The organism is Halorubrum gandharaense (assembly GCF_054654575.1).
The window spans coordinates 922505-946223 of the sequence record NZ_BAAIET010000001.1; the positions used below are offsets into that span (position 1 = coordinate 922505).

Annotated in this window: 28 protein-coding genes and 1 tRNA gene; 12 read left to right on the forward strand and 17 right to left on the reverse strand. The window is 69.0% G+C overall.

The features are described from left to right. Positions 1-17: 17 nt before the first annotated feature. The 4 genes from ACYQ07_RS04365 to ACYQ07_RS04380 all read right to left on the reverse strand — a co-directional run bounded on the left by ACYQ07_RS04365 (position 18) and on the right by ACYQ07_RS04380 (position 2807). Positions 18-1760, reverse strand: coding sequence for a DUF7289 family protein (locus ACYQ07_RS04365; protein ID WP_459877888.1), 1743 nt, complete (start codon positions 1758-1760; stop codon positions 18-20). Between the two features lie 120 nt (positions 1761-1880). Next, a tRNA-Arg gene (locus ACYQ07_RS04370) sits at positions 1881-1953 on the reverse strand. Positions 1954-1978: 25 nt separating this feature from the next. Further along, positions 1979-2272, reverse strand: coding sequence for a Sec-independent protein translocase subunit TatA/TatB (locus ACYQ07_RS04375; RefSeq protein WP_459877891.1), 294 nt, complete (start codon positions 2270-2272; stop codon positions 1979-1981). Positions 2273-2549: 277 nt separating this feature from the next. Continuing rightward, the gene (locus ACYQ07_RS04380; protein WP_459877894.1) at positions 2550-2807 is read right to left on the reverse strand and encodes a hypothetical protein; all 258 of its coding nucleotides are present in this window, start codon (positions 2805-2807) and stop codon (positions 2550-2552) included. A 99-nt stretch (positions 2808-2906) separates the two neighbouring features. Here ACYQ07_RS04380 and ACYQ07_RS04385 point away from each other — a divergent pair, with 99 nt between their 5' ends. Further along, positions 2907-3386 (forward strand): redoxin domain-containing protein, encoded by a 480-nt coding sequence (locus ACYQ07_RS04385; RefSeq protein ID WP_459877897.1) that lies wholly within the window; start codon positions 2907-2909, stop codon positions 3384-3386. A 618-nt stretch (positions 3387-4004) separates the two neighbouring features. Then, on the forward strand, positions 4005-4826 hold the full coding sequence (locus ACYQ07_RS04390; RefSeq protein ID WP_459877900.1) for an HD domain-containing protein: 822 nt from the start codon (positions 4005-4007) through the stop codon (positions 4824-4826). Positions 4827-5018: 192 nt separating this feature from the next. On the opposite strand, the gene ACYQ07_RS04395 is transcribed toward ACYQ07_RS04390, so the two are convergent. Then, positions 5019-6314, reverse strand: a complete 1296-nt coding sequence (locus ACYQ07_RS04395; protein ID WP_459877903.1) for a Glu/Leu/Phe/Val family dehydrogenase — start codon at positions 6312-6314, stop codon at positions 5019-5021. Positions 6315-6500: 186 nt separating this feature from the next. Here ACYQ07_RS04395 and ACYQ07_RS04400 point away from each other — a divergent pair, with 186 nt between their 5' ends. From ACYQ07_RS04400 to ACYQ07_RS04415, 4 genes are all read left to right on the forward strand, one after another. Beyond that, a complete protein-coding gene (locus ACYQ07_RS04400) occupies positions 6501-6965 on the forward strand; it encodes a PH domain-containing protein (protein WP_459877906.1) in 465 nt (154 codons plus the stop codon). After that, entirely contained in the window at positions 6962-9010 is a 2049-nt protein-coding gene (locus ACYQ07_RS04405; protein WP_459877909.1) for a PH domain-containing protein, read from the forward strand. The genes ACYQ07_RS04400 and ACYQ07_RS04405 overlap by 4 nt, the downstream gene beginning before the upstream one ends. A gap of 90 nt (positions 9011-9100) precedes the next feature. Further along, the gene (locus ACYQ07_RS04410) at positions 9101-9430 is read left to right on the forward strand and encodes a four-helix bundle copper-binding protein (RefSeq protein WP_459877912.1); all 330 of its coding nucleotides are present in this window, start codon (positions 9101-9103) and stop codon (positions 9428-9430) included. A 54-nt stretch (positions 9431-9484) separates the two neighbouring features. Then, positions 9485-9988 (forward strand): hypothetical protein, encoded by a 504-nt coding sequence (locus ACYQ07_RS04415; RefSeq protein WP_459877915.1) that lies wholly within the window; start codon positions 9485-9487, stop codon positions 9986-9988. Between the two features lie 9 nt (positions 9989-9997). On the opposite strand, the gene ACYQ07_RS15490 is transcribed toward ACYQ07_RS04415, so the two are convergent. The 4 genes from ACYQ07_RS15490 to ACYQ07_RS04430 form a co-directional block, all read right to left on the reverse strand. Next, positions 9998-10141, reverse strand: a complete 144-nt coding sequence (locus tag ACYQ07_RS15490) for a DUF8066 domain-containing protein (RefSeq protein ID WP_487247237.1) — start codon at positions 10139-10141, stop codon at positions 9998-10000. A 213-nt stretch (positions 10142-10354) separates the two neighbouring features. Beyond that, a complete protein-coding gene (locus ACYQ07_RS04420; RefSeq protein ID WP_459877918.1) occupies positions 10355-11266 on the reverse strand; it encodes a mechanosensitive ion channel family protein in 912 nt (303 codons plus the stop codon). Continuing rightward, the gene (locus ACYQ07_RS04425) at positions 11266-11511 is read right to left on the reverse strand and encodes a YhbY family RNA-binding protein (protein WP_459877921.1); all 246 of its coding nucleotides are present in this window, start codon (positions 11509-11511) and stop codon (positions 11266-11268) included. The genes ACYQ07_RS04420 and ACYQ07_RS04425 overlap by 1 nt, the downstream gene beginning before the upstream one ends. Before the next feature lie 108 nt (positions 11512-11619). Beyond that, positions 11620-11898, reverse strand: coding sequence for a ribonuclease P protein component 4 (locus ACYQ07_RS04430; RefSeq protein WP_459877924.1), 279 nt, complete (start codon positions 11896-11898; stop codon positions 11620-11622). Between the two features lie 141 nt (positions 11899-12039). Between ACYQ07_RS04430 and ACYQ07_RS04435 the strand changes: the two genes are divergently transcribed. Beyond that, positions 12040-14997, forward strand: coding sequence for a DEAD/DEAH box helicase (locus tag ACYQ07_RS04435; RefSeq protein WP_459877927.1), 2958 nt, complete (start codon positions 12040-12042; stop codon positions 14995-14997). A gap of 580 nt (positions 14998-15577) precedes the next feature. Here the strand turns inward: ACYQ07_RS04435 and ACYQ07_RS04440 are convergent. Both ACYQ07_RS04440 and ACYQ07_RS04445 read right to left on the reverse strand, forming a co-directional pair. Then, a complete protein-coding gene (locus ACYQ07_RS04440) occupies positions 15578-15931 on the reverse strand; it encodes a helix-turn-helix transcriptional regulator (RefSeq protein WP_459877930.1) in 354 nt (117 codons plus the stop codon). Positions 15932-16016: 85 nt separating this feature from the next. Beyond that, on the reverse strand, positions 16017-16823 hold the full coding sequence (locus ACYQ07_RS04445) for an NRDE family protein (protein ID WP_459877932.1): 807 nt from the start codon (positions 16821-16823) through the stop codon (positions 16017-16019). A 221-nt stretch (positions 16824-17044) separates the two neighbouring features. On the opposite strand from ACYQ07_RS04445, the gene ACYQ07_RS04450 reads away from it, so the two are divergent. The 4 genes from ACYQ07_RS04450 (at position 17045) to ACYQ07_RS04465 (ending at position 19900) form a co-directional block, all read left to right on the forward strand. Beyond that, complete coding sequence (locus tag ACYQ07_RS04450; RefSeq protein WP_459877935.1) at positions 17045-18115, forward strand: glucose 1-dehydrogenase; 1071 nt, start codon at positions 17045-17047, stop codon at positions 18113-18115. Then, positions 18102-18734, forward strand: a complete 633-nt coding sequence (gene gfcR / locus ACYQ07_RS04455) for a transcriptional regulator GfcR (protein ID WP_459877938.1) — start codon at positions 18102-18104, stop codon at positions 18732-18734. The genes ACYQ07_RS04450 and gfcR overlap by 14 nt, the downstream gene beginning before the upstream one ends. A gap of 69 nt (positions 18735-18803) precedes the next feature. Then, positions 18804-19148, forward strand: coding sequence for a glutaredoxin family protein (locus ACYQ07_RS04460; RefSeq protein WP_459877941.1), 345 nt, complete (start codon positions 18804-18806; stop codon positions 19146-19148). Between the two features lie 182 nt (positions 19149-19330). Next, the gene (locus ACYQ07_RS04465) at positions 19331-19900 is read left to right on the forward strand and encodes a DUF7110 family protein (RefSeq protein ID WP_459877944.1); all 570 of its coding nucleotides are present in this window, start codon (positions 19331-19333) and stop codon (positions 19898-19900) included. Positions 19901-19983: 83 nt separating this feature from the next. On the opposite strand, the gene ACYQ07_RS04470 is transcribed toward ACYQ07_RS04465, so the two are convergent. The 3 genes from ACYQ07_RS04470 to ACYQ07_RS04480 all read right to left on the reverse strand — a co-directional run bounded on the left by ACYQ07_RS04470 (position 19984) and on the right by ACYQ07_RS04480 (position 21283). Then, positions 19984-20400 (reverse strand): universal stress protein, encoded by a 417-nt coding sequence (locus ACYQ07_RS04470; protein ID WP_459877947.1) that lies wholly within the window; start codon positions 20398-20400, stop codon positions 19984-19986. A gap of 173 nt (positions 20401-20573) precedes the next feature. Beyond that, on the reverse strand, positions 20574-20978 hold the full coding sequence (locus tag ACYQ07_RS04475; protein WP_459877950.1) for a hypothetical protein: 405 nt from the start codon (positions 20976-20978) through the stop codon (positions 20574-20576). After that, positions 20975-21283 (reverse strand): hypothetical protein, encoded by a 309-nt coding sequence (locus ACYQ07_RS04480; RefSeq protein ID WP_459877953.1) that lies wholly within the window; start codon positions 21281-21283, stop codon positions 20975-20977. The genes ACYQ07_RS04475 and ACYQ07_RS04480 overlap by 4 nt, the downstream gene beginning before the upstream one ends. A 397-nt stretch (positions 21284-21680) precedes the next feature. On the opposite strand from ACYQ07_RS04480, the gene ACYQ07_RS04485 reads away from it, so the two are divergent. Beyond that, positions 21681-22403, forward strand: a complete 723-nt coding sequence (locus tag ACYQ07_RS04485; RefSeq protein ID WP_459877956.1) for a diphthine--ammonia ligase — start codon at positions 21681-21683, stop codon at positions 22401-22403. 6 nt (positions 22404-22409) lie between these two features. Here the strand turns inward: ACYQ07_RS04485 and ACYQ07_RS04490 are convergent, their stop codons facing one another. From ACYQ07_RS04490 to ACYQ07_RS04500, 3 genes are all read right to left on the reverse strand, one after another. After that, positions 22410-22946, reverse strand: coding sequence for a PUA domain-containing protein (locus ACYQ07_RS04490; protein WP_459877959.1), 537 nt, complete (start codon positions 22944-22946; stop codon positions 22410-22412). 69 nt (positions 22947-23015) lie between these two features. Next, a complete protein-coding gene (locus ACYQ07_RS04495) occupies positions 23016-23222 on the reverse strand; it encodes a hypothetical protein (RefSeq protein WP_459877962.1) in 207 nt (68 codons plus the stop codon). Continuing rightward, a complete protein-coding gene (locus tag ACYQ07_RS04500) occupies positions 23222-23719 on the reverse strand; it encodes a LabA-like NYN domain-containing protein (RefSeq protein ID WP_459877965.1) in 498 nt (165 codons plus the stop codon). Before ACYQ07_RS04500 ends, ACYQ07_RS04495 begins: the two co-directional genes overlap by 1 nt.

Sequence of the window (23719 nt, forward strand, 5' to 3'; positions counted from 1 at the left end):
GTCGTCCACGGCGAGGGTTAGCCGTCCGCCACGACTACCGGCGTCCCCGTCACGTGCAGGAACGTCACGCGGGGCAAGTCGGCGCCGAACAGGGGGTCTTGCCCCGTCAGCGCGCGGTCGTAGTGGACGGTCCCGCCGGTTCGGAGCACGGTTTCACCGCCCACCACTGCTCCCTTGATCGTCCCGCCGTTTCGGACTCGAACCGTCCCGGTCCCGCGGGCGTCGCTCGGGGCGTACACCACGCCCGTGAACGTGGCGTCGTTTACCTCGACGGCGGCGTTGCGGGAGCCGTACACCCACAGACGCGTGGCCTCGTCGCCCGGCGTCGTCACCTCGGAGCCGTCCGTGACCTCGATATCTCCGGTGACGAACACCCTGGCCGACCCGCCGTCACCAACCACGCGAACGCGGTCGTTCGACAGTGACAGGTCCCCGTCGACCGCCAGCCGCACGTCTCCGTCGGAGACGTCCAGCCGGAGCGTCCGACCGTCGAGGGTCGCGTCGTCGAGGTAGTACTGCCCCGCTGCGAGCGTGAGCGTACTTCTCGTCTCGTTGAACGTGGTGCCGTCGATGGCGGCCGTGCCGGCGTTGTCGTTGTCGGTCAGCAGCGATGTTCGTTCGGCGTGGATGAACGAGTCGATGGGGGCGGCCTGCGCCACGCTCGCGTTCGCGGCCGTCCAGCCGTCGACTGCCGAGTTGCCGCGGAGCGAGACCCCGTCGCCGTAGGCGGCGTTCCCGGTGACGCGCGAGCCGCCTCCGAGGTCGACGCTCCCACCGACGTTCACGTCGCCGCGGATCTCGGCGGCGCCGCGGAGCCGGAGATCGCCGACGGTCGACACGTGCCCGACACTCGCTTCGGTCTCGTCGTAGGGCCCGACCGTGGAGTTGTAGCCGTCGACGAACGCGGGGGAGCCCGCTGCGGCGATCACCTCGAAGCGGTCGGTTGCGGTGCCGACGGCGGCGTCGTCGATCCGGCGGTCGGGGTCGTCGGTGGCTAGCCTGAGGGTGACGCGCTCGGCGGCGTGGTCGTACGCCACCGTGCCGCCCGTTCGCGCCTCGAAGAACCGTCCCCACGCCAGGTAGTAGTCGCTCTCAACGACGACGTGAACGGTCGCCGCGGACAGCGGGTTGCGGCGGTCCGGCTCATTCGGGACCGGGTACACCGGGGTCGCCGGACCGGCGCGGGTCACCGTTGCGCGCCCGCCGTCGGCGTTCCCGCTCTCGACGAACGGGATGGGCATCGTGAACGTCGTCCCGCGGTAGTGGACCGGCGGCGGCGACACCATGCGGCTGGTCTCGCCGTCGCCGCGCCAGACGCCGCCGCCCTCGTAGGCGACGGTCTCACCCGCCCGGGCATAGGTGACGCGCCCGAGCGACCGGTCCAGCAGGACGCCGTCTTCGGCTAGGTCGCCGGCTTCGTCACGGAGCTCGACGCGGAGGTGGCCCGCATCCGGGTCGACGGTCGTGGTCCCCGAGCGCCCACCGGGGATCGACGCCGACCGCGAGTCGGACGCGCCCGACGACACGAGCGCGGTCTGTGAGGCGAAGTTGGTGAGGGAGGTTTCGGCGCTTCGGAGGTCGGCGTCCGCCTGCCGGTCGCTCAACACGACGGCGCCGACCGCGACGGTCGCCGTGACGACGATCACCGTGATGCCGAGGAGCAGCACCGTCCCGACGAGCTCGGACTGACCGCGACTCTCGGGGGATCGCGGCCGCTGCGAACGGGGGGCGTGGGCGCTCGACGGCGGATCACGGCGCATTCACCTGTTCTAGGCTCGGCTTGGTATATAAGGGGGTCGTGCGGGTGGTCGTCGCCCGCGGCGTCGCCGTACTCGCGAGCGGAGCGAGCGAGGGTCAGTCGCGCCCGTGGGCGAAGCGAACGGGCACGGCGGGATTCGAACCCGCGATCGAGAGGTTAGGAACCTCTCGCCCTGTCCGCTAGGCCACGCGCCCAAACAGGAGAAAACGTCGGTCGTCGTCAGTTGCGCTCGGTTTCGGTCTCGGTTTCCGTCTCCGTCTCTGCTTCCTCGTCCTCCTCCTCGTCGGTCGTGGCGGTCGACGTGGACTCGGATTCGGCCTCGCCGTCCTGCATATCTTTCAGCTCGTCCTCGATCTCCTCACGACCCTTCTTGAACTCGCCCATCGCCTGTCCCGTGGAGCGGGCGAGCTTCGGGATCTTGTTGGCGCCGAACAGCAGCACGAGCACGAGCAGGATGATGAGGACTTCGGGGCCGGCCGGAATGCCGCCGAATAGTGGAATCGCGGTTGCCATCTCTACCCCAGCGTAACCTTGTGGCGATTATAGTCTTTTTGGACCGGCGAATGTTCCCGAAAGAGGCCGCCAAACCGGTCGAGAAGGCGGATACGACCGGCTGCGGGTCCGCTTTCGGCTTCGATGTGGGCGCTCGTCGGCGTTCCCGAGTCGGACCGGTGAGTTCTCGCGGCGGTCGCCGGGCTGTTTCCGCTCGTCATTAGCGCTCGGGGCGGTCATCGCCGGCGTTTTGGACCAACCTGCGGCTCGTGCTCGCGGTGCGCACGGCGGGCGCGGCTCAGGAAGGGTGGGGTAACGGCTCGACGGCCTGCACCAGCTCGTGGTCGCGAACGGGGTCACCCTCGCCGGCGTGGGAGACGACGAGCCGGTCCGGGCCGAGCAGCCGCTCGATCCGACAGCCCGTCATCGCCGCGAACGCGAGGATCTCGTCCACGTCGGTCGTCGCGAGCTCGACGCGCAGTCGCGTGCGCTCGCCATCTCCCCTCGTGGACGGCGCTTTCGGACCCTCGTTCGTCTGCGTCGATCGCAGGGACATCTCAGGAGGAAGAACGTGTCACGGCGGCATGGGTGTGTGTGGGTGTAACACTCATGGTGGTGTCGAAACCGTATTGTTCGTCCGTGTTGAGTGGCCGATATGGTCGATGTCGACGACGACGCCCCGGAGTTCACCGCCTCGCTCGCACACGACGGCATCGAGCCGTTCCGGCTCTCGGACGCGCTTGGCGACGGGCCCGTCGTGCTCGCCTTCTTCCCGGCCGCGTTCTCGAACACCTGCACGACCGAAATGTGCACGTTTCGGGACCGGCTCGCCCGCTTCGAGGAGGTCGGCGGCACCGTGTTCGGCGTGAGCACGGACCTGCCACACGCACAGGAGGCGTACCGCACCAAGCACGATCTCCCGTTCGGGCTCGTGGCGGACGCCGACCACAACGCGATCGAGGCGTACGACGTGGCCGACGACGGCTTCACCCACTACGGCATCGAGACGGTCGCCCAGCGCTCCGTCTTCGTGGTCGACGGCGACGGCGTGGTGGTGTACCGGTGGCTCGCCGACAACCCCGGACAGGAACCCGACTACGACGAGGTCGCCGCAGCTGTTGACGAGGCCGTGTAAGTGGGTGCTTGTGGGAGCGCGACGGCGACCACATCCAAAGCCCCGGCCGACCCCTTATAAGCGGTTGACGGAGTGAGTGCGCCGGCGAACTCTTCCAAAGCCCCAGCCTGCTCCTTATAAGCGGTTGACGGAGTGAGTGCGCCGGCGAACTCTTCCAAAGCCCCAGCCTGCTCCGGTCGAGGGTTCCGGAAGACGGTCCGGCTCGCGCTTTGTAAGCGCTCGCCGGCTGCGACTTCCGTCGTCCCGCTCGCTGCTCACGGCTTCGCCGTTCGCTATCGAGGGCTCCCGTCGGTCGCCCTCGTCCCGCTCGCGGGACCCTTGCTGCGCTCCTCACTCGCTTCGCTCGTTCCGGTGCTTGCTACGGCCGTCTTTCCGGAGCAGGCTGCCCCTTTGAGTCCCGCCCCGCCCGGCACAGCACCGCCGCCTCAGTCCTCCCCAGCCTCGGCGGAGAGCACGCCGGCGGACCGCACCGCCTCGCCGGCGTGCTCCCGCCTCCCTCGCGCGCGTTTCTCGCGCGCGCCGACCTCCCTGTGGACTTTTGTGGGGCGACTTCCGGGGAATAACGCGCTGAGAGGATTGCCGCACCCTTTTAGGTCGGCCGGTCGTGGTCTCCGTGTAATGGCCGACGCAGCAGATGACGCCCACGTCGAGAGACGCGAGTACGACCCCGAGGCGGACCACGCCTTCCCGGACGAGCGCCTCAACGACGTGCTGGCGACGATCGAAGCCGACGAGGAGATCACGACGTATCTGGAGGCACAGAACGTCAACGCCGTCACGCGCAAGGGGTACAACGATCACGGCACGAAGCACATCGAGATCGTGCGCGACCGCGCGCTCCGCCTGTACGACCTGCTGAAACGCGGCGGCGTGGCGTTCAACGGCGCCGCGGACCAGGGACTGGACGAGGCCGACGAGCCGGTGATCATCGCGCTCGCCGCGACGCTTCACGACATCGGCCACGTCGTCCACCGCGACGACCACTCCTACTACTCGATCCCGCTGGCGAGCGACCTCCTCGACCGGTTCCTCCCGCAGTTCTACGACGTGCCGGATCGGGTGCGGGTGAAAGCCGAGGTGCTCCACGCGATCCTCTGTCATCACACCGAGGAGCAGCCGCTCACCCGGGAGGCGGGCGTCATCCGCATCGCCGACGCGCTCGACATGGAGAGCGGCCGGTCGCGCGTCCCCTACGAGGAGGGCGGACGCGGGATCAACACCATCTCCTCGCAGGCGATCGAACAGGTGATCCTCCGGGAGGGCAACGGGAAGCCGGTCGAAGTGGAGATCCGAATGACCAACGCCGCCGGCGTCTACCAGGTCGACTCGCTGTTGAAAGCGAAGGTCCGGGACTCGATGCTGGAGCAGGACGTGCGCATCGTCGCGGTCAACTCCCACGACGGCGAGGACGAGCAGCTCGTCGAGCGCATCGAGCTCTGAGGTCGTGCCGCGCCGTCGTATCACCCGATCGACCGTCTTCTCCCGCCTGGGTCCGGCGTCGTCCGTCGGCCGCGGCACCTCCTCTCCCTTCCACTTCCTCTTCTCCTTCCCCCGCAGGCTCGGAGCGAGCCGTTCCGCGCCGAGTCGCCGGTCGCCGACCCGTTCGGCCGGTGCGGTCCGGCGCGACCCGGGTTACGGGAACAGACCGCGGTACTCGTGGGCGCTCGCCGTGCGCTCCAGCGCGAGCGTGTACGCCGCGGTCCGCAGGTCCGGAATGTTCCCCTCGTCGTAGCGCGCGATCGTCTCGTCGAACGCCTTCCCGATGCGGCGCTCCAGCTCGGCGTTGACGGTTTCGAGCGGCCAGGAGAACTCCTGAGCGTTCTGGACCCACTCCAGGTACGAGACGATGACGCCGCCCGCGTTCGCGAGGATGTCGGGGACGATCTGCACGTCGCGCTCCGAGAGGATCTCGTCGGCAGCGACCGTCGTCGGGCCGTTGGCGGCCTCGACGATGGCCGACGCCCGGATGTCGTCGGCGTTGTCCTCGGTGATGACGCCCTCGACGGCGGCGGGGATCAGCACGTCCACGTCCAGCGTCAGGAGGTCGTCGTTGTCGAGCGCCTGTCCCTCGTCCCAGCGCGTGCGGTCCTCGCTTGCACCCTTGAGGTCGCCGTCGGTGTACTCCTCGATCGTGCCGCCGGCGTCGACGTGCGCCGCGAGCGTCGGCACGTCGAGGCCCTCCTCGTCGTAGACGGCGCCGGTCACGTCGGAGGTCGCGACGATCCGGGCGCCCGCGTCGTCGAGCAGGCGCGCGGCGTGCGAGCCGACGTTGCCGAAGCCCTGGATCGCGACGGTCGCCTCCGAGAGGTCGCGGTCGAGGTACTCGAACAGCCGCTCGGTGATGATGGAGACGCCGCGGCCCGTCGCGGCGACCCGTCCGGGGGTGCCGCCGATCTCCAGCGGCTTGCCGGTGACGACCTTCGGGACCGTGTAGCCCTCGTACATCGAGTAGGTGTCCATCATCCACGCCATCGTCTGCGGATTGGTGTTCATGTCCGGGGCGGGCACGTCGGTCTCGGGCCCGATCATCCGGCGGATCCCCTCGGTGTACCGCCGGGTGAGACTTTCGAGGTCGTTCTCCGTGAGGTCCTTCGGCTCACAGATGATCCCGCCTTTCGCGCCGCCGTACGGGAGGTCGACGAGCGCGGTCTTCCACGTCATCCAGCCGGCGAGCGCCTCGACCTCCCGCTGGGTGACGCTCGGGTGGTAGCGAACGCCGCCCTTGAACGGGCCGCGCGCGCTGTCGAACTGGCAGCGGTACCCCTCGAACACCTCCACGCCGCCATCCTCGAGTTCCACCGGGAGCGTCACCTTGAGGGTCCGCTCCGGGTATTTGAGCCGCTCGAAGATGTCGTGGTCGACATCCGCGTACTCCTCCGCGCGGTCCATCTGTGCGAGCATGTTCTCGAACGGGTCGTCGTCGGCCATCGTCGGGGGAGTCACGGCGGGCGCCCATATCGGTTTCGGCAAAAATCGCCATTGGTACCATGACACACGAACGAACATGAGGGACCGTCGCGTCTCGATGAGCGATCGTCGCGTCCCGCCGAGATATTTAAGCGGGGGGCGATAACGACGCCATATGACTTCACGAATCCCTCCGGAGGGTCGCCGATGACCACCCAGACGCTCCACCCACGCGTGCGGATCGTCTGGGCCGTGCGCGCGGCGATCCTCGCGCTCGTGCTCACGACGCCGTTCGTCGGCGCGTACGTCTACGACTACGTCCCCGTCTGGGTGCCCGCCGCCGCCGGCGTCGTACTCGTCACGCTCGGCGTCGTCCACGCGCTGCTCCGCTACCGGCGCTGGAGCTACGAGATCCGCGAGGACGCGCTGTATCTCGACCGCGGCGTGGTGACGGAGGTTCGGACCACCGTCCCGCTCGTCCGGATCCAGCACGTCGACTCCCGCCGCGGGCCGATCGAGCGCGCCGTCGGACTCGCCTCCTGTGTCGTCTACACCGCCGGCTCGCGCGGCGCGGACGTGCGCATTCCGGGGTTGACCCGGGAGGGCGCCGACGAGCTGCGTGAGGAGCTGAAACGGCTCGCGATCCGCGCTGACGGGGAGGACGCGGTGTGAAACTCGCCACACAGTCGGTGCCGTACCGGACGTTCCAGAAGGTCTCCGGGCTCCTCGTGCTGCTGGTGTTCCTGGGGATCGCCGGGAGCTGGAGCCTCCCCGCGGCCGCCGGGCTTGCGGGGGCCGCGGTCCTCGCGGCGGGCGCCTACGAGGTGGCCTACTGGCAGCGGTTCGACTACGCGCTCACCGACGACACCCTCGACATCGCCTCCGGCGTGATCTCCCGACGAGAACGGGAGATCCCCTACGGCCGGATCCAGAACGTCGACGTGAGCCGCAGCGTCGTCCAGCGCGCGCTCGGCATCGCCGCCGTCGACCTCGAAACCGCCGGCGGCTCCAGCACCGAGGGCTCCATCCGCTACGTCACCCCCGACGAGGCGACCCGGATCCAGCGGGAGGTGCAGCGGCGCAAAGCCGCGGCCAAGCGGGAGGGCGACGCCGACGCGGCGACGGCGGAAGCCGGAACGGCCGACGGTCGGGTCGACGACCGGGACGCCGCACTCGACGAGATCGAGGAGGAGGAGCTGTTCTCCATCTCGCCGGGCGAGCTCGCGCTCGTCGGCGCGCTCTCGTTCGACGGGCGGCTGCTGGGGCTGTTGGTGTTCGGCGTTCCCCTGGTCGCCGGCGGCTCGTACTCGCTCGGCGCCGTGCTGCCCGAGGGGTCGGCCACGCTCGTCACGGCCACGGCGCTGGTCGGGCTCGGCCTCCTGCTGTTCGCGTCGTGGATCCTCGGGGCCGCGGTCACCTTCTCGAACTACTACGGCTTCCGGCTCTCGCGGGCCGGCGACGAGCTCCGCTACGAGCGCGGCCTGTTCCGGCGATACAGCGGCTCGATCCCCACCGAGAAGGTCCAGTCGCTGACGATCACCGACAACCCCGCCAAGCGGCTGCTCGGCTACGCCTCGCTCTCCATCGAGACCGCCGGCTACGCCCCCGGACAGGGCGGCGACTACGGCAGTCAGGCGGCGGTGCCGATCGCCAGCCGCGAGCGCGTGCTCCGCCTCGCCCGCGAGGTCGAGGCGTTCGAGGAGCCCGACTACACCCGACCGCCGGGCCGGATCCGGCTGCGGTACGCGTTCCGGTACACGCTGGTCGTCGCCGCGCTGGTCGGCGTCGCGTTCGCCGTGAACTGGTGGGTCGGCGGCGCCTACCCGTGGTACGCGACCGCCGGCCTCCTGGTCGGGGTTCCGGCCGCGGCCCACCTGAAGTGGAAACACCGCGGCTACGACGCGGGCGAGGACCACCTGCTCACCCGCGACGGCTTCTGGAGCCGGCGCACGAAGGTCGTCCCCCACTACCGGATCCAGAACGTCATCGACACCCGGTCGTTCTTCCAGCGTCGCTGGGGCGTCGCGACCGTGATCGCGGACACCGCCGGCACCGGCTCGCTGACCGGGAGCGACGCCGTCGCCTACGACATCGAGACCGCGGACGCCGAACGCCTCCGCGAGGACCTCACCGACCGCCTCCAGGAGGCGCTCGTCGAGCGCCGCGCGGAACGAACCGGCTTCGAGTGGGGCGACGGGGACGGCGGGGACGGCGGGGACGACGCAACTGTGGACGACGCAACCGTGGACGACGGGGCTGTGGCGGGCGGTTCGCCACCCCCGGAGTCCGCGGAAGCGGCGGACCCCGAAGCCCCCGCGAGTGGCGACGAGGCCCCGACGACCGACGAGGGGACGGCGGTCTCCGAGGCCGAGGAGGCCGAAGGGGTCGACAAGGAGACCGAAGAGGCCGACACGGGAGCTGACGACGAGACGACGGCGATCCCCGAGGCCGAAGGGGCCGAGGGGGTCGAGGCAGCCGACGAGGAGCCCTCGGACGTCGAGGCACCCCCGGAGGGGGTCGTCACCCCGGACTTCTCGACGAGCGACCGCGACTTCTCCGAGCCCGCGGAGACGGTCGACACCGGCGACTACGCGGTCGACCACAAACCCTCCGACACGGACGTGGCACACGGCGTCGGCGCGGCGGACGAGGGCGAGAACGGGGAGGACGACGCGGACGCAACTGACGAGAACGGGGAGGACGACACGGACCGATAGCGACGGCGACGTGCTGTCGGTGCGGGCCCTTCTCGGAGGACCGGCCGGCCACCACGCTTTCCCGCCAGCCGTGAAACCCGTTCACCTGCCATGTCCGCAGTTCCAGCGTCCGAATCCGAGGTAGCGGAGTGCATTCAGCGCTGCTTCGCCGTCGTCGAGCAGTGTGAGTGCTGTCTCGACGACTGCGGCGCGGAGAAGAGCGACCACGACCTCTCGACGTGTCGTGACGTCGCCGACCTCGCCACCCTGTGTGCCCGCCTGCTGGCGCGGGATTCCCCGCGTGCCCCGGGCGTCGCACGGGAGTGTCTGAACGCCTGCAAGGAGTGCCTCGAAGCGTGTGACCACTGTGACGCCGAGTGTTGTCAGGAGTGCGTGAGCCTGCTCGAGGAGTGCATCGAGTCCTGCGAGGCCTGTTGTTGAGCGGTCGTCGTTCGGCCAGTCGCTTTTTCTGACCGCCGAACGCCACCCATCGTCATGAGCGCCGATTCCTGTCCCACGTGCGGAGAAACGTCGACCCCGACCGACGTGGCGACGCTGTTCCACCTCGTGGAGGCACCCACGAACCGGAACGTCGACGACCAGCAATCGTACCGGGTCTGCTGGACGGAAGACTGCCCGACGGTCTACCACGCCGAGTCCACGGACCGGACGTTCACGCGAGGCGACGTTCGCGTGCCGGTGAACTTCAAACTCGACGACGACGCCCAGCCGTACCCGTTGTGCTACTGCTTCGGCGTCACGAAAGCCGACATTCACTACGACCTTCGCCAGCACGGGGACACTGACCTTCACGAATGGGTGGGCAGCCGTGGCGAGCGCGATCTCTGTAAATGCACCTACAAGAGTCCACGCGGCAGCTGTTGTCTCGGCGTGGTGAACGCCGCCGTCGAGGAAGCAGCCGACGACCTCGGCATCGCGGGCGTCGACGCGAACGCGACCTGTGGGCGTGACGCATGCGGAACCTGCGCGGACGAGTGACCCGACGGATCACGGGTTCGCTTCCGCAAGCTGTTCGACCCCATCGGCGATTCGCTCAACGGCGGCGAGGAACCGAGACATGCAGTACGCGCACAGGACCATCCACACGCCCCCGAGAACGGGAAGCACGTACCACCAGCGGACGCGCGACATGTCTGCACTCTCGAACCGCGCTCGGATAAGCGTCCTCCCGAGCTCGTCCCGCCCCCCTGTACTGGCCGCGGAACGACGAACTCGGTTCCCTGTGACGGGGGGCGACAGTGCCGCTGCTCCTCATGGGGCGCCGAACGGGCGCGACCGGCACGGCGGGCGCTCGACGGCGCGGTTCGCTGAAAAAGCGGTGTGGGAATCGCGGGAATCGAGCGGCTACGGCTCGCCGCCGAACGCCTGTGGCTCCTCCCAGCCGTCGCGGCCGGCGACCGTGCGCTGCGGGAAGGGGATGGTGATCCCCTCCTCGTCGAAGCGCTCCTTCACGTTCTGGACGTACTCGGCGCGGATCTTCACGAAGTCCGCACGCGAGGGGTTCTCGATCCAGACGCGCGACTGGAGCCCGACGTACGAGTCGGCCAGCTCGTTCAGGCGGACGGAGGGCGCGGGGTCACGCATGATCCCGTCGTGTTTCTGTGCCTCCTCGATGATGATGGTCGTCGCCGCGTCGATGTCGTCGTCGTAGTCGATGCCGAAGACGAACTTCAGCCGGAGCGTGTCCTTCGCGACGGGGTTCTTCACGACGCCGCTGGTGAGCGTGTAGTTCGGCACCGTCAGCAGCTCGTTGTCGAAGGTTCGCACACGAGTGACGCGAAGCGAGATGTCCTCGACGATCCCCGAGTTGTCGTCCCACTCGACCCAGTCGCCGATGCGGAACGGCTTGTCCGTGTAGATGAACACGCCCGCGACGAAGTTGCGGATCACGTCCTGGAGCGCGAAGCCGATGGCGAGCGTCCCGGCCGCCGCGATGGTCCCCAGCGAGCGCAGGAAGTCGTTCTGTCCGGCAAAGCCGAACGCGACCGCCAGTCCGGCGAACAGGACGATAAACGACGCGAGCTTGTTCAGCGGCTTCCGTGCGTGAACGTCCAGTCCACGCCGTTCGAGCAGGCGCTCGACGGCCGGGCTGATCGCCGACTTGTTGAGCGTCCACACCGCGAAGATGACGAGGACGAAGACGAGGGCGGCCGCGAGGTTCGAGGAGAGCCCGCCCGGTAGCCCGAGCGTGGTCTCGAAGAACTCCTCCAGCGACTGCACCTGTCCCGGTCCCGGTGCCAACGCGGCGCCAAGCATTAGTGGAGCACCGCCGTGTTGCCTCGCGTCTCGACGAGGTCGGCGTTCACGGCGTCGGCGAGCTCGTTGGCGAGCTCGTCTGTCGAGGTGCCGCCCCGGGCCGCGCGCAGGAACTTCACCTTCACCAGTTTCCGGTCGTCGAGCTGGTCCGCGAGTTCGTCGACGACGGCGTCGATGCCGGCCTTGCCGACCCAGACGGTCACGTCCAGGTCGTGTGCCTCCTTCCGGAGCTGCTGGTCGCTCATACGCGTCCAACACGGCCGGGCGCATTGAAACTTGAGGGTTCGACCGTCCCGCGGTAGTCGCACCCACGGGGGGCGTCGTCGCCGGCGTCGCCGACGGTCAACTGCCCCTCAGTCGTGCGGGTATCGCGCCGTCTCGCCGCACTCCAGACAGCGGACGACGACGTGACCGGGCTGGAGCCGGACGCGGCCGGTTCGACCGGGGCGGAGATACACGTCACAGCGCTCGCAGGTCTTTCGCTCGAACTCGCGGGGGACGCCACAGCGGTTGCGCTCGGCGATCCGGCGTGCGAGCCGGACGTACTCGCGCGAGCGGTCGAGCTCGTCGTCGACGACCGCCTCGCGCGCCAGCCCGAACAGGCGCTGGATCCGCTCCTCCGGAATGCCCATGCGGGAAGGCCGCGGGCGGGTGCCAAAGGCGTTGTGAATGTTTGGTGGCCGCCGTGCGCAACGCTCGTGGCTCGTCGTCCGGATCTCGTGTCGACCCCCGCGGGCGACGCCCTTAATCGCCGCAAACCCCAATCTTGGGGTATGTCGGAAGTGTCGGGGATGGACGCGTTCACGCACCTCGGCAGCGAGGTGCGCGACGCGCTCTCCGAACAGGGGTTCACCACGCCCACGGAGCCACAGCGCGAGGCGATTCCGCCGCTCGCGGCGGGGCGGAACGCGCTCGTGCTCGCGCCCACGGGAACGGGCAAGACGGAGACGGCGATGCTGCCGGTGTTTGACGCCCTGGCGCAGGCGCGGCCCTCACCAGGGGATCCGCCGCGGCAGGGAATCTCCGCGCTGTACATCACACCGCTGCGGGCGCTCAACCGCGACATGATGCAGCGGTTGGAGTGGTGGGGCGACCGCCTCGACGTGGAGGTCGCCGTGCGCCACGGCGACACCACGCAGTACCAGCGGAGCAAGCAGGCCGACGACCCGCCTGACGTGCTGATCACGACGCCGGAGAGCCTGCAGGCGATCCTGACCGGATCGAAGATGCGCGAGGCGCTGGCGGACGCGAACCACGTCGTCGTCGACGAGGTGCACGAGCTGGCCTCCGCCAAGCGCGGCGCCCAGCTCACCGTCGGGCTCGAACGCCTCCGCGAACTGGCCGGCCCGTTCCAGCGGATCGGCCTGTCGGCGACGGTGGGGTCACCCGAGGAGGTCGGCCGGTTCCTGGTCGGCTGTGGCAAGCGCGACCCGGAACGGGAGGGCGACCGCGAGTTCGAGACCGTCGAGGTCGCCGTCGGCACCCGGACGGATGTGCGGGTGGTCGACCCCGCGATCACGGAGGCGGACTCCCGGCTCGCCGGGAAGCTCGCCGTCGACGAGACGACCGCGAGCCACGTCCGGACGATCCGGGAGATCGTGCGCGACCACGAGTCGACGCTCATCTTCGTCAACACGCGCCAGACCGCGGAAGCACTTGGCTCGCGGTTTAAGACGCTCGCGGGGGACGGTGAGGACTCCAGGTCCTCCGCTGACTCCGACGACCCCGACGACGACACCGGCCCCACCATCGAGGTCCACCACGGCTCCCTCTCGAAGGACGTGCGGATCGACGTGGAGGACCGGTTCAAAGCCGGTGAGATCGACGGGCTCGTCTGCACCTCCTCAATGGAACTCGGCATCGACGTGGGGCGCGTCGACCACGTCGTCCAGTACGGGAGCCCGCGCGAGGTCGCACGCCTGCTCCAGCGCGTCGGGCGCGCGGGCCACCGCCGCGACCTCGTCTCCGAGGGAACGGTCGTGACGCAGGGCGGCGACGACACGCTGGAGGCGATGGCGATCGCCCGGCGCGCGGAGGCCGAGCTGGTCGAGCCCGCCAGCATCCACCACGGGAGCCTCGACACGGTCGCCAACCAGGTCGTGGGCGTCGTGATGGACCTCGGGGAGGTCCACGCCCGGAAGGCGTACGAGATCGTGACGAACGCCTACCCGTTCCGTGACCTCTCGGAACCCCCGTTCCAGGAGGTGGTTCGCGAGCTCGACGGCAACCACCTGCTGTGGCTCGACGAGGAGACGGACACGCTCTCGAAGTCGGGCGGGACGTGGCAGTACTTCTACGCCAACCTCTCGATGATCCCCGACGAGGCCACCTACGAGGTGTACGACATGTCCTCCCGGCGGGGGATCGGGACGCTCGACGAGCGCTTCGTCGTGGACTTCGCCGGCCCGGGCGAGACGTTCATCCAGCGCGGCGAGATGTGGCGGATCACCGAGGTGGACGAGGAGGAAGAGCGCGTCGAGGTGACGCCCGTCCCCGATCCCGCCGGCGAGATCCCGTCGTGGACCGGCAGCGAGATCCCGGTGCCGACGCCGGTCGCTGCCGAGGTTGGGCGGATCCGCGGGGAGGCCGCGGAGGCGCTCGCGGCCGGGAGCACGCGCGCGGCGGTCGCCGGCGACCTCGCGGAGCGGTATCCGGTCGATCAGCGGACGGTGGAGCAGGCCTTAAAACCCGTCGAGGACCACGTCGAAGCCGGTCATCCAGTTCCCACCGACGAGCGCGTGGTGGTCGAGGGGCAGGCACGGACGATCGCCGTCAACGCGGCCTTCGGCCACGAGGTCAACGAGACGTTCGCACGGTTGCTCTCCGCGCTGGTCGGCCAGCGTGCCGGCTCCTCGGTGGGGATGGAGGTCGACCCCTACCGGATCACCTTCGAGGTGCCCGCCGGCGTCGACCCTGGGACGTTCCTCGACGTGTTGGAGACGACCGATCCCGAGCATCTGGAGGCGTACCTCGAGATCGCCGTCAAGAACTCCGAGTCGCTGAAGTTCACCCTCGCGCAGGTGGCGGCCAAGTTCGGGTCCGTCAAGCGCTACAAGGAGGGTCGGGGGCGGTTCGGCGGCGACCGTCTGTTGGCCGCCCTGGAGGGGACGCCCGTCTACGAGGAGGCACTCCGCGAGGTGTTCCACGCCGACCTCGCGGTCGCGGAGACCGCCGACCTGCTCGCGGCGATGCAGGCTCCGGACGACGACCCGGACGCGATTGAGCTGGCGACTGCCCGTGGCCGGACGCCGCTCGGCACCGCCGGACGCTCGGCGGGCAAGGAGTTCCTCGTCCCGGACAACGCCGACGCGGACGTGATCGAGACGGTCAAAGAGCGGATCCGCGAGGACCGCGTCCGGCTGCTCTGTCTCCACTGTGACGACTGGAGCCACCGGACGAAGGTGCGTCGGGTCCGCGACCAGCCGGAGTGTCCCGAATGCGGGTCGACGCGCATCGCCGCGCTCAACCCGTGGGACGAGGAGACGGAAGCCGCCGTCCGCGCCGCCGAGAAGGACGACGAACAGGAGCGACTCACGAAACGAGCCCACCGCTCGGCGAGTTTGGTGCAGACGCACGGCAAGCAGGCCGTCATCGCGATGGCGGCGCGCGGCGTCGGCCCGCACAACGCCGCGCGGATCATCAACCGACTCCGGGAGAACGAGGAGGAGTTCTACCGGGACGTGCTGCGTCAGGAGCGCGAGTACGCCCGTACGCAGTCGTTCTGGGATTAGACCGGTTGCCCGTTGATCGATGTCGGGAGTACGTCTACCAGATCGTCGCCGGCGAGGTAGTATTTAAACGGCTGAGAGCGGCAGCGACGCTTCCTTATATACGGGGTGCGGTGCGGTGGCGCGCCCGGCGAGCGCCCAGCGGGCGCGAGCCGGAGCGCGAGGGAGGCGGCGGGCGCCCGCGGCGCGGTGCGGAGCCCGCGGGCGCCCGCCCGCCGAGGCTGGGGAGGCGTGAGGTGCGGTCGCGGTTGCGGGGCGGGGTGGGACTCAAAGGGGCAGCCGGCTCCGGGAAGACGGCCGACGCAAGCACTCAAAAGGGCGAGCAGCGCGAGCCCTTTTGAGCGCGCAGCGAGGCCCTCGACCGGAGCCGGCTGGGGCTTTTGAAGGCGGTCCTCACCAGCGTAGCACCAGCAACTCACCGGACAAACTCTGCTTATAAAAGGCGAACAACACCACCAACGCCCCACTTATAAACGCCGCACCCGCTCAGGTGATACACCTACTCCCGGTGTCACTCATCCGGGGATCCTTCGTCGATCTCAAAAACGGCGTTTCAACGAAACCCGTGCCGACTCTCTCGTCGCTAGTACTCCTCGTACGCGAGGTTCATCAGCCACTGCGAGAAGGCGTCGGACTGCGCGTCGATCTCCTCCTCGCCGATGAACGGCGACAGCATGTCGCCGGCCATCAACAGCGAGAAGTCGAGGTCGCGCGCGGCGGGTTCGAGATAGTAGGTGTTGTGCCCGTTGTACACCGTGTCGGTCCGCTTTATCAGGCCGGACTCCTCTAACGCTTCCGCGATGCGACTTCCCTTCCGCGAGGAGACGTCGAGCTCCTTCCAGAAGTCGCTCTGGTGGATGCCGCCGGTCTCGCGGATGAGTTCGAGGCCGGCGTGCTCGTCGTCCGACAGCTCGGCCTCAAGTTCGGACACGCTCATACCCGATGTGGCGCCCGCGAGTCGCTTAAAACTGGCCTTCCGACCGTCGGGGGCGTCGGCGATCCTCACGCTCCGTCAGCTCTTCTCACTCCCCGTCGCCGGCGAATCCCGCCGGGAGCTCGACGGGCTCCGCAGCGGTTTCGCAGGGTGGCCCGTCGGCATAGGCGAACGCGGGCGACGCCCCGGTGCGAATCCGGGTGAACGACCGCGTCCCGAAGCCGTTCTCGTGGATACAGGCGCCGTAGTCGTGGTCGGCAAGTAGGTCGCTCGCCCGGTCGAGCCAGGCGTCCACGTCCTCGCCGGGCTCCGGGTGGACGGCGGCCGCGACGCGCCGCGCGGTCTCGACGCGGTCCTCGGCAATCTCGCGCCGGCGCTCGGGCACTGAAAAACGGGGGCGTCCGTTGATCACGCCGCCCACGTTGCCGACCACGTGAACGCCCGGGTCGAGCCGCGTCACGCTGAGCGCGCCGTCGTATTCGAGGAGGAACGCCGCCCGCGCGTCCGCAAGCACGAGATTGAACCCGTCGTACTGCCGCTCATCAAGCTCGCGCTCGACGCCCCGAACAGCGGCCTCCGCGGTCGGCGCACGCAGGCAGTCGGCGACGAGCAGCCCTCGGCTACGGTCTCCCTCCCGATCCGCGTCGAGCCAGCGATTGGTGACGGCGACGGTCAGGCCGTCCTCGTTCACGCCGATCCACGTGCCGCCGGCGCGAGCGTCGCGTGGAGCGACGTAGCGACGCGGCGCGTCCGAATCACGGTCGCCGGCGTCCGCGTCGGAGGGCTCACGGAGCGCAGGGAGCTCGGCCGGCCGGCCGAGTGCCTCGTCACGGTTGGCGGCGAGCGCGACGGGCGCGTCCGCGAAGACGCGCCACGCAAGCGTCAGGGTGCACACGGGTTGCTCGTCGACCGCGCCGGGGAAAAACGCGCCGCTCGCAGTTACCACTTGTCGACAGGGTGGTCCACGTAAAACCGGACGACGACGGGGAGTGATGGCTGGCCCCACCGCCACCGCGTGAACGACCGTCTCGGAGGCTGAAACCCGGACGGAACGGCATTCAATACTTTACTCGATATAGAATAAATCTTTTGGTGACCCGGCTCTTCCGGTGTCGTATGAAAGCGATCGCGGTGTACGACGACGGCGACGAGCCGGTCGTGGTCGAGAAGCCACGGCCGGAGCCGGACGACGGCGAGGCGCTGGTGCGGACCCTGCGGGTCGGCGTCGACGGCACCGACCACGAGGTGATCGCCGGCGGGCACGGCGGCACGCCCGCCGGCGAGGACCACCTCGTGTTGGGTCACGAGGCGGTCGGCGTCGTCGAGGACCCCAACGACACGCCCTTCGAGAAGGGTGACGTGGTCGTCCCGACCGTGCGACGGCCGCCCAACGGCGCCAACGAGTACTTCGCGCGAGGCGAACCCGACATGGCGCCGGAGGGCAAGTACCACGAACGCGGCATCGTCGGCGCGCACGGCTTCATGGCCGAGTACTTCACCAGTCCGGCAGAGTTCCTCGTGGAGGTCCCGCCCGAACTCGCGGAGTGGGGATTCCTCGTCGAGCCGGCGTCGATCACTGAAAAGGCGGTCGAGCACGCCCGGGCCAGTCGCTCGGCGTTCCACTGGGAGCCCGAGGTCGCGCTCGTGCTCGGCAACGGCTCGCTCGGACTCCTCACGGTGGCGATGCTCGATGACGAGTTCGACCGGCTCTACTGTCTCGGCCGGCGCGAGCGTCCCGACCCAACCATCGACGTGATCGAGTCGCTGGGGGCCACCTACGTCAACTCCACGGAGACGCCGGTGCCCGAGATTCCCGACGTGTACGAGCCGGCGGACTTCGTCTACGAGGCAACCGGTTACGCCCCGCACGCGTTCGAGACGATCGAGGCGCTCGCGCCGAACGGCGTCGGCGCGCTCCTCGGCGTCCCCGGCGACTGGGAGTTCGAGGTCGACGGCGGTGCGCTCCATCGGGAGTTCGTGCTCCACAACAAGGCGCTCGTGGGGAGCGTCAACTCCGGATTCGAGCACTTCGAGGCCGCCGTCGACTCGCTGTCCGCCCTCCCGACCGCGTTTTTCGAGGATCTCGTCACGGGGATCCACCCGCTCGACGAGTTCGAGGCCGCGTTCGCGGATGACGACACGACTATTAAAACGGCGGTCGAATTCGACAGCTATGAAGAACGTTGACGACCTGATCGACAGTGCGGCGGAGCTCGCGGAGCGAGGGCTCTCGAAGGGAGAGATCGCGGACGAACTCAACGTCTCCCGCGAGACCGCCAGCTGGCTCGTCGAGCGCGCCGGTGCCGAGGAACCCGCCGAGGAGACGACGGCGCCGACCGCGACCTCCGACATCCACGTTGACTGGTCGGCGATCGGCCGCGACTCCTCGCGACTGACCTTCGCCGCGAAGGCGATGGCTGACCTGCTCTCAAAGGAGGGCGAGGACGTCGACCTCACGGTGGGCATCGAGAAGGCGGGCGCGCCGCTCGCCACCGCCATCGCCCGCGAGCTCGACACGGACATGGGGACGTACGCCCCCGCGAAACACCAGTGGGAGGAAGGTGACATCGCGGAGCACGGCGGCGGCTTCTCGCGCAACTTCGCCGGAATCCGCGACCGGGACTGCTACCTCGTCGACGACATCATCACCAGCGGCACGACGATGCGCGAGTCGATCGAGGCGATCCGCGCGCAGGGTGGCGAGCCCGTCGCCTGCGTCGTCCTCGCCGACAAGCGTGGCTACGACGAGATCGAGGGCGTTCCCGTCCACTCGCTGATCGACGTGGTGCGCGTCGACCGCGAGTAGACGCCGACCGAGACGGGAGTCTCACGATCCAGCGCAACCCCTTTGCGTCGCCCCGCCCTACTGGCTCCCATGACGTTTAGCCCTGAGGGCGAATCCGACACCGACGACGTACAGGCGCGGGTCGACGAGGCGATCGCCGACAACGACGTGGTGCTGTTCATGAAGGGGAACCAGCTGATGCCCCAGTGCGGCTACTCGAAGAAGGCGCTGGAGCTGATCAGCCGCCACGTCGAGGAGTTCGAGACGGTCGACGTGCTCCCCGCGCTCGCCGAGTATCGCGCGGCGCTCGAAGAGCACAGCGGCTGGGAGACGATCCCCCAGACGTACGCCGATGGCGAGTTCGTCGGCGGCAGCGACGTGCTCGAGGAGCTGGAGGAGCGCGGCGAGCTTGCCGCCGAGCTCGGCGCCGAATAACCCGACGGCGCCGGGGATGTGGTCTCCCTCGCCGGCGACCCATCTCCCGTGTCATCGACTCGCAGTGAAAAAAGGGCAGGCCCTATAAGGCTACGCCCCCTACATCAGGCAGGTACGTTCGCTGCCCCACCGTCGCATCGAACCGGTTGCACCCATCCCACCCACCCCACCCACCACAAACAATGTCAGGCCGCGTGTTCCGACTCCATTCGACGCTTGAACTGCCACTCGAAGACGTAGAAGACTATTTCGAGGACGACCCCGACCTTCCCGCCGAGGTCGACGACGTGGACATCACGCGTCGCAACAACACCCTGATCATCAAGGCCGTTTCCTCCGACGAGGACATCAGCAAGTACACCCCTACTGCACAGCTGAAAGCCTCCGTCACGGAGACGCGCGTCTACGAGGAGGAGCCGCCGCGCGCCGGCGGTCCCCAGTGGATGGACGACGAGGAGGAGGAGATCCCCTCCGAGCTCGTGGAGTTCGCCTGTTTCAAGGGCGACCGCGAGACCGTCCTCCAGAACTCGGCGCTGCAGTACCCGATGTTCCTCGTGTTGCGGGAACTGGCGACGATGGCTGAAAAGGGCACGCTGACCGCGATCACCGAGGAGGGTGGCGACCTGCAGGCGACCCGCATCGTCGAGGGCGAGGAGCGCCCGGCGAGCGTCGAGGTCGTCGAGAGCCCGCAGGGCAACGGCGAGGGCAACGGCGGCGTCAACTGGCGCGACAACGAGTTCATCAGCGACTGAGGCTGTCGGGCGTTTCCCCGGCTGTTCACTGCCGACGAGCGTTCGTTCTCCGACTACTCCTCGCCCGTGAGCACCGCAACCGGCTACTGCTCGCCGGTGATCGTCACCGGACGGTCGGTCTCCTGCAGGAGTGACTGGGAGACGCTCCCGAAGAGGAGCTTCCCCGCCGCCGAGCGCTTGCGCCCGCCGAGCACGATGCTGTCGACGGCCGCCTCGTCGGCGACCGCGAGGATGTCGGCGACCGTGTCGCCGCTGCCGCCGTGGACCTCGACGTCGACGCCGCGTTCCTCGAGGTGGTCGACGGCGCGTCGCACCGACTGGACCCGAGCCGCGGTGCCGAACTCCCGGAGTTCCGCCGGCATTTTCTCGGTCTCACCGTGGAACACGAACAGCACGATCACCTCGACCGACGACGCGGCGTCCGGGAGGGACGCGACGTGTTCCGCCTGTGCGAGCGCCCGGTCCTCGTTCGTGTCGATCGGCATCAACACGCGGTACATGGTCGAGGATTCTCACGCCAACAAGTTAACGTTGGTAGCCGGCGCCTCGCCGTCGAGGGCGGCGACGGGGGTCCGGTGGCCGGCGACGGCGCCACCGCCGGCGGGCGCTTCGGGCGCGTGACGCCGTGGGGTCCCGGACGCTGGGCGCCGGCGTGCCGATCCGGGAGAGGGCGTCACTCCTCGTCGTCGAAGTCGCCGAACGACTCCTCGAACCCTCCCGGGTCGCCGGCGTCGAACGCTTCCGCCAGCTCGTTCGACGCCAGCTCGGCGCGGATGAGGGTGTAGAGTCCGACGGAGATGACGGCCGCCGCGAGCGCGTGGACCGCGTGGATGAGCTCGACGGCGAAGAGGTACACCACGGGCGCCGTCGCGACGAACACGAGCAGGCCGGCTGCGATGATCCTGAAGAACCTCGTGTAGTGAACGACGATCGTGTCGACGTACAGCAGGTACGCGGCGCCGAGCGCACCCAGTAAACCGGAGACCAGGACGAGACTCCAGAGGACGACCTCAACGCTGCCGTGGCCCCCGAATACCGTGGGGACGATCGCGGGCGCCATCGCGTCCATCCCCGTCATTCGTCGGCCCCCTCCTCGTTCACGCGAAGCCCGCGTCGATGGAGCTGCATCATCTTGAACGCAAACACGACGACGAGCAGAAACGCCAGACTCTCAACCGCCAGCACGGAGACCGGCAGGGCAGGCCACAGCGCGAGCGCAGCGTGGTAGATGGTGAACGATGCCATGAACAGTACGAGCACGAACAGCGCGTCGCCGAACGGAGCCCCCCGGAAGATCTGCCACGCAAGGACCGAGAGGACGAACCCCGCGCTCCCGGTGGCAACCGCGAGCAACGTTCCGAACAGGAACAGTGTGCCGCTCATACGGAGGGCATTAATGACACACAGTTAAATTCGTCCCTCCGCACTCCGCCCTGCCCGGAAACACGTTCAAGCGCGCGAGAAACGGCCCGGTCGACGGGAGCCGCAGGGACGATAGCGGCGGGACGAGGCCAGTCGGTCGCTCCGACATCCAGGCGCTGATCGAGACGGAGGTGTCACCGGCGACGGCTGGCGGACTCGTTGCGGCCGAACCCGTCCCCGACGCGCTCGCCGCGACGACCCCTGCGGCGGTCCACGAAGCGGTCGTGGAACGCCACGAGTCGGCAGCCAGTGACCGCAAGATAGCGGCTTCCCCCCGACCGGAACGCCCGTTAGCTGGCGGCGTCGCGGGTCACCGCGGACCGCCGGCGCTTTAGCCACCGACTTCCTTCCACCGCCAATGACGGACACTGACGACTGGGTCAGCCTCTTTTCGGGCGGGAAGGACTCCTCGTGGGCGCTCTACCGCGCGATGGAGGCGGACCTGAACGTCTCGCGACTGTTAACGGTCCACCCGGAGGGGGACTCCTACATGTACCACACGCCCGCGACCCACCTCGCCGCGCTCGCCGCCGAGAGCGTCGGGGTCGAACTGGTCGAGGTCTCGCCCGACGACTTCGGCGCGGACGACGTGGACGACGCCGGCGCGCAGGGCGACGCCGAACTGGAGCCGATGGAGGCCGCGCTGCGCGAGCTGGCGGCCGACGACGGGCTCGACCTCGCGGGCGTCACCGCCGGCGCCGTCGAGAGCGAGTTTCAAACCTCCCGGATTCAGGGAATGTGCGACCGGCTCGACATCGACCTCTTCGCGCCGCTCTGGCAGAAGGACCCCGTCGCGCTCGCCGAGGCGATGCTCGATGCCGGCTTCGAGATCGTGATCGTGCAGGTGGCCGCCTACGGACTCGACGAGTCGTGGCTCGGCCGGACGTACGACCGTGAGGCGCTCGCCGAGCTCCGCGAGCTCAACGCGGAGTACGGCGTCCATCCACTCGGTGAAGGCGGGGAGTTCGAGACGTTCGTGGTCGACGGCCCGCACATGGACCGGCGGATCGCGCTCGACTACGAGACGGTCTGGGAGGGCGACCGCGGGCACATCGACGTGACTGACGCGCGGTTGGAGTAGCGCCGACTACTCGTCGGAGCGGTACGACACGGGTTCGGCATCCGCGTTGTCGATGCCCTTCCGGACCTTCACGCCGACGCCCGAGTCGAACGCCAGGAGCTCGGCGCCGGAGAGCTCCGCACGGCCGACGGCGAACAGCGTGTCGGTCTCGTCGACGACCAGCACCTCGTCGCCGGGGCGGATCTCGTCGTCGGCGGCGTCGACGAACTTCGCGAACGTGTTGCGTCCCTCCCGGACGAACGGCTCGCTCTCTTCGCCGACGACCACGCGGTGGGTCGGCGGGTCGAAGGCGGCCTGGAGTCGGCGGCCGCCGGCGACGCCGACGGTGAACCGGCCGTCGGTGCCGTAGGAGACGAGGCGGTCGCCCTCGGAACTGCCGGGCGTGTCGCTCACGTCACCGACGAGCACCTGTCGGGGTCGGCCGCCGGTCGACTGCCGGACGGTGAGGGTCTCGTCGGGGGGAAACAGCGCGGCACCCGCGCCGGCGCCGAACTGGTAGTCGGCGCTCGTGCGCAGGTCCGCGAGCGTCTCGTCGTCGCTCATGGCCGTTCTTCCCCGGGGAGGTGGAAAGCGGTTGCGACACGCACCGGGGACCATACCGGACTCGGCCGGCTACGTCGGGAGGTACTTCAGCCGGAGGAACGCGTAGGCGCCGAAACAGGCGGCGCCGATGGCGATTCCCAGCGGGAAACTCCCGACGGTGCGGCCCAGCGCGAGCCCGGCGGCGGCCGCGACGACGAACGGAAGCGCGAGCACCTCCAGTGCGTCCACGACGGGATCGCCGTCCAGCTCGTCGTCCCCGCGCGAACGGCGCGCCATTACAGGAGGAACGTCTCCTCGCGCTCGGCGAGGTCGACGAACTCGTCGGCGGCCGCCACCAGCTCGTCGGCGGTGGAGCTGCCGAACCCCATCGCCTCGACGCGGACGCCCTCGTGGCGAAGGTGGGTGCAGAGTCGCGCGAAGTCGCCGTCGCCGGTGACGAGCACGACGGTGTCGACGTGGTTCGCGAGCGAGACGGCGTCGAGGCTCATGCCGAGGTCCCAGTCGGCCTTCTTCGTGCCGTCGGCGAACGTTTTGATGTCCTTGATCTTCGTCTCGAAGCCGATGTCTCGGAGCGCGTCGAAGAAGGACTCCTCCTCGGGGGAGTCGGCGCGGATCACGTACGCGATGGCCCGGACGAGCGTCCGGTCCCGAACGGCGCCGTCGAGCAGCTCGCCGTAGTCGACGTTTCTGGAGTACATGCTCTGTGCGGTGTGATAGAGGTTCTGGGAGTCGGCGAGCACGGCAACTCGCTGACCCGGGTGAATGTCGGTCAT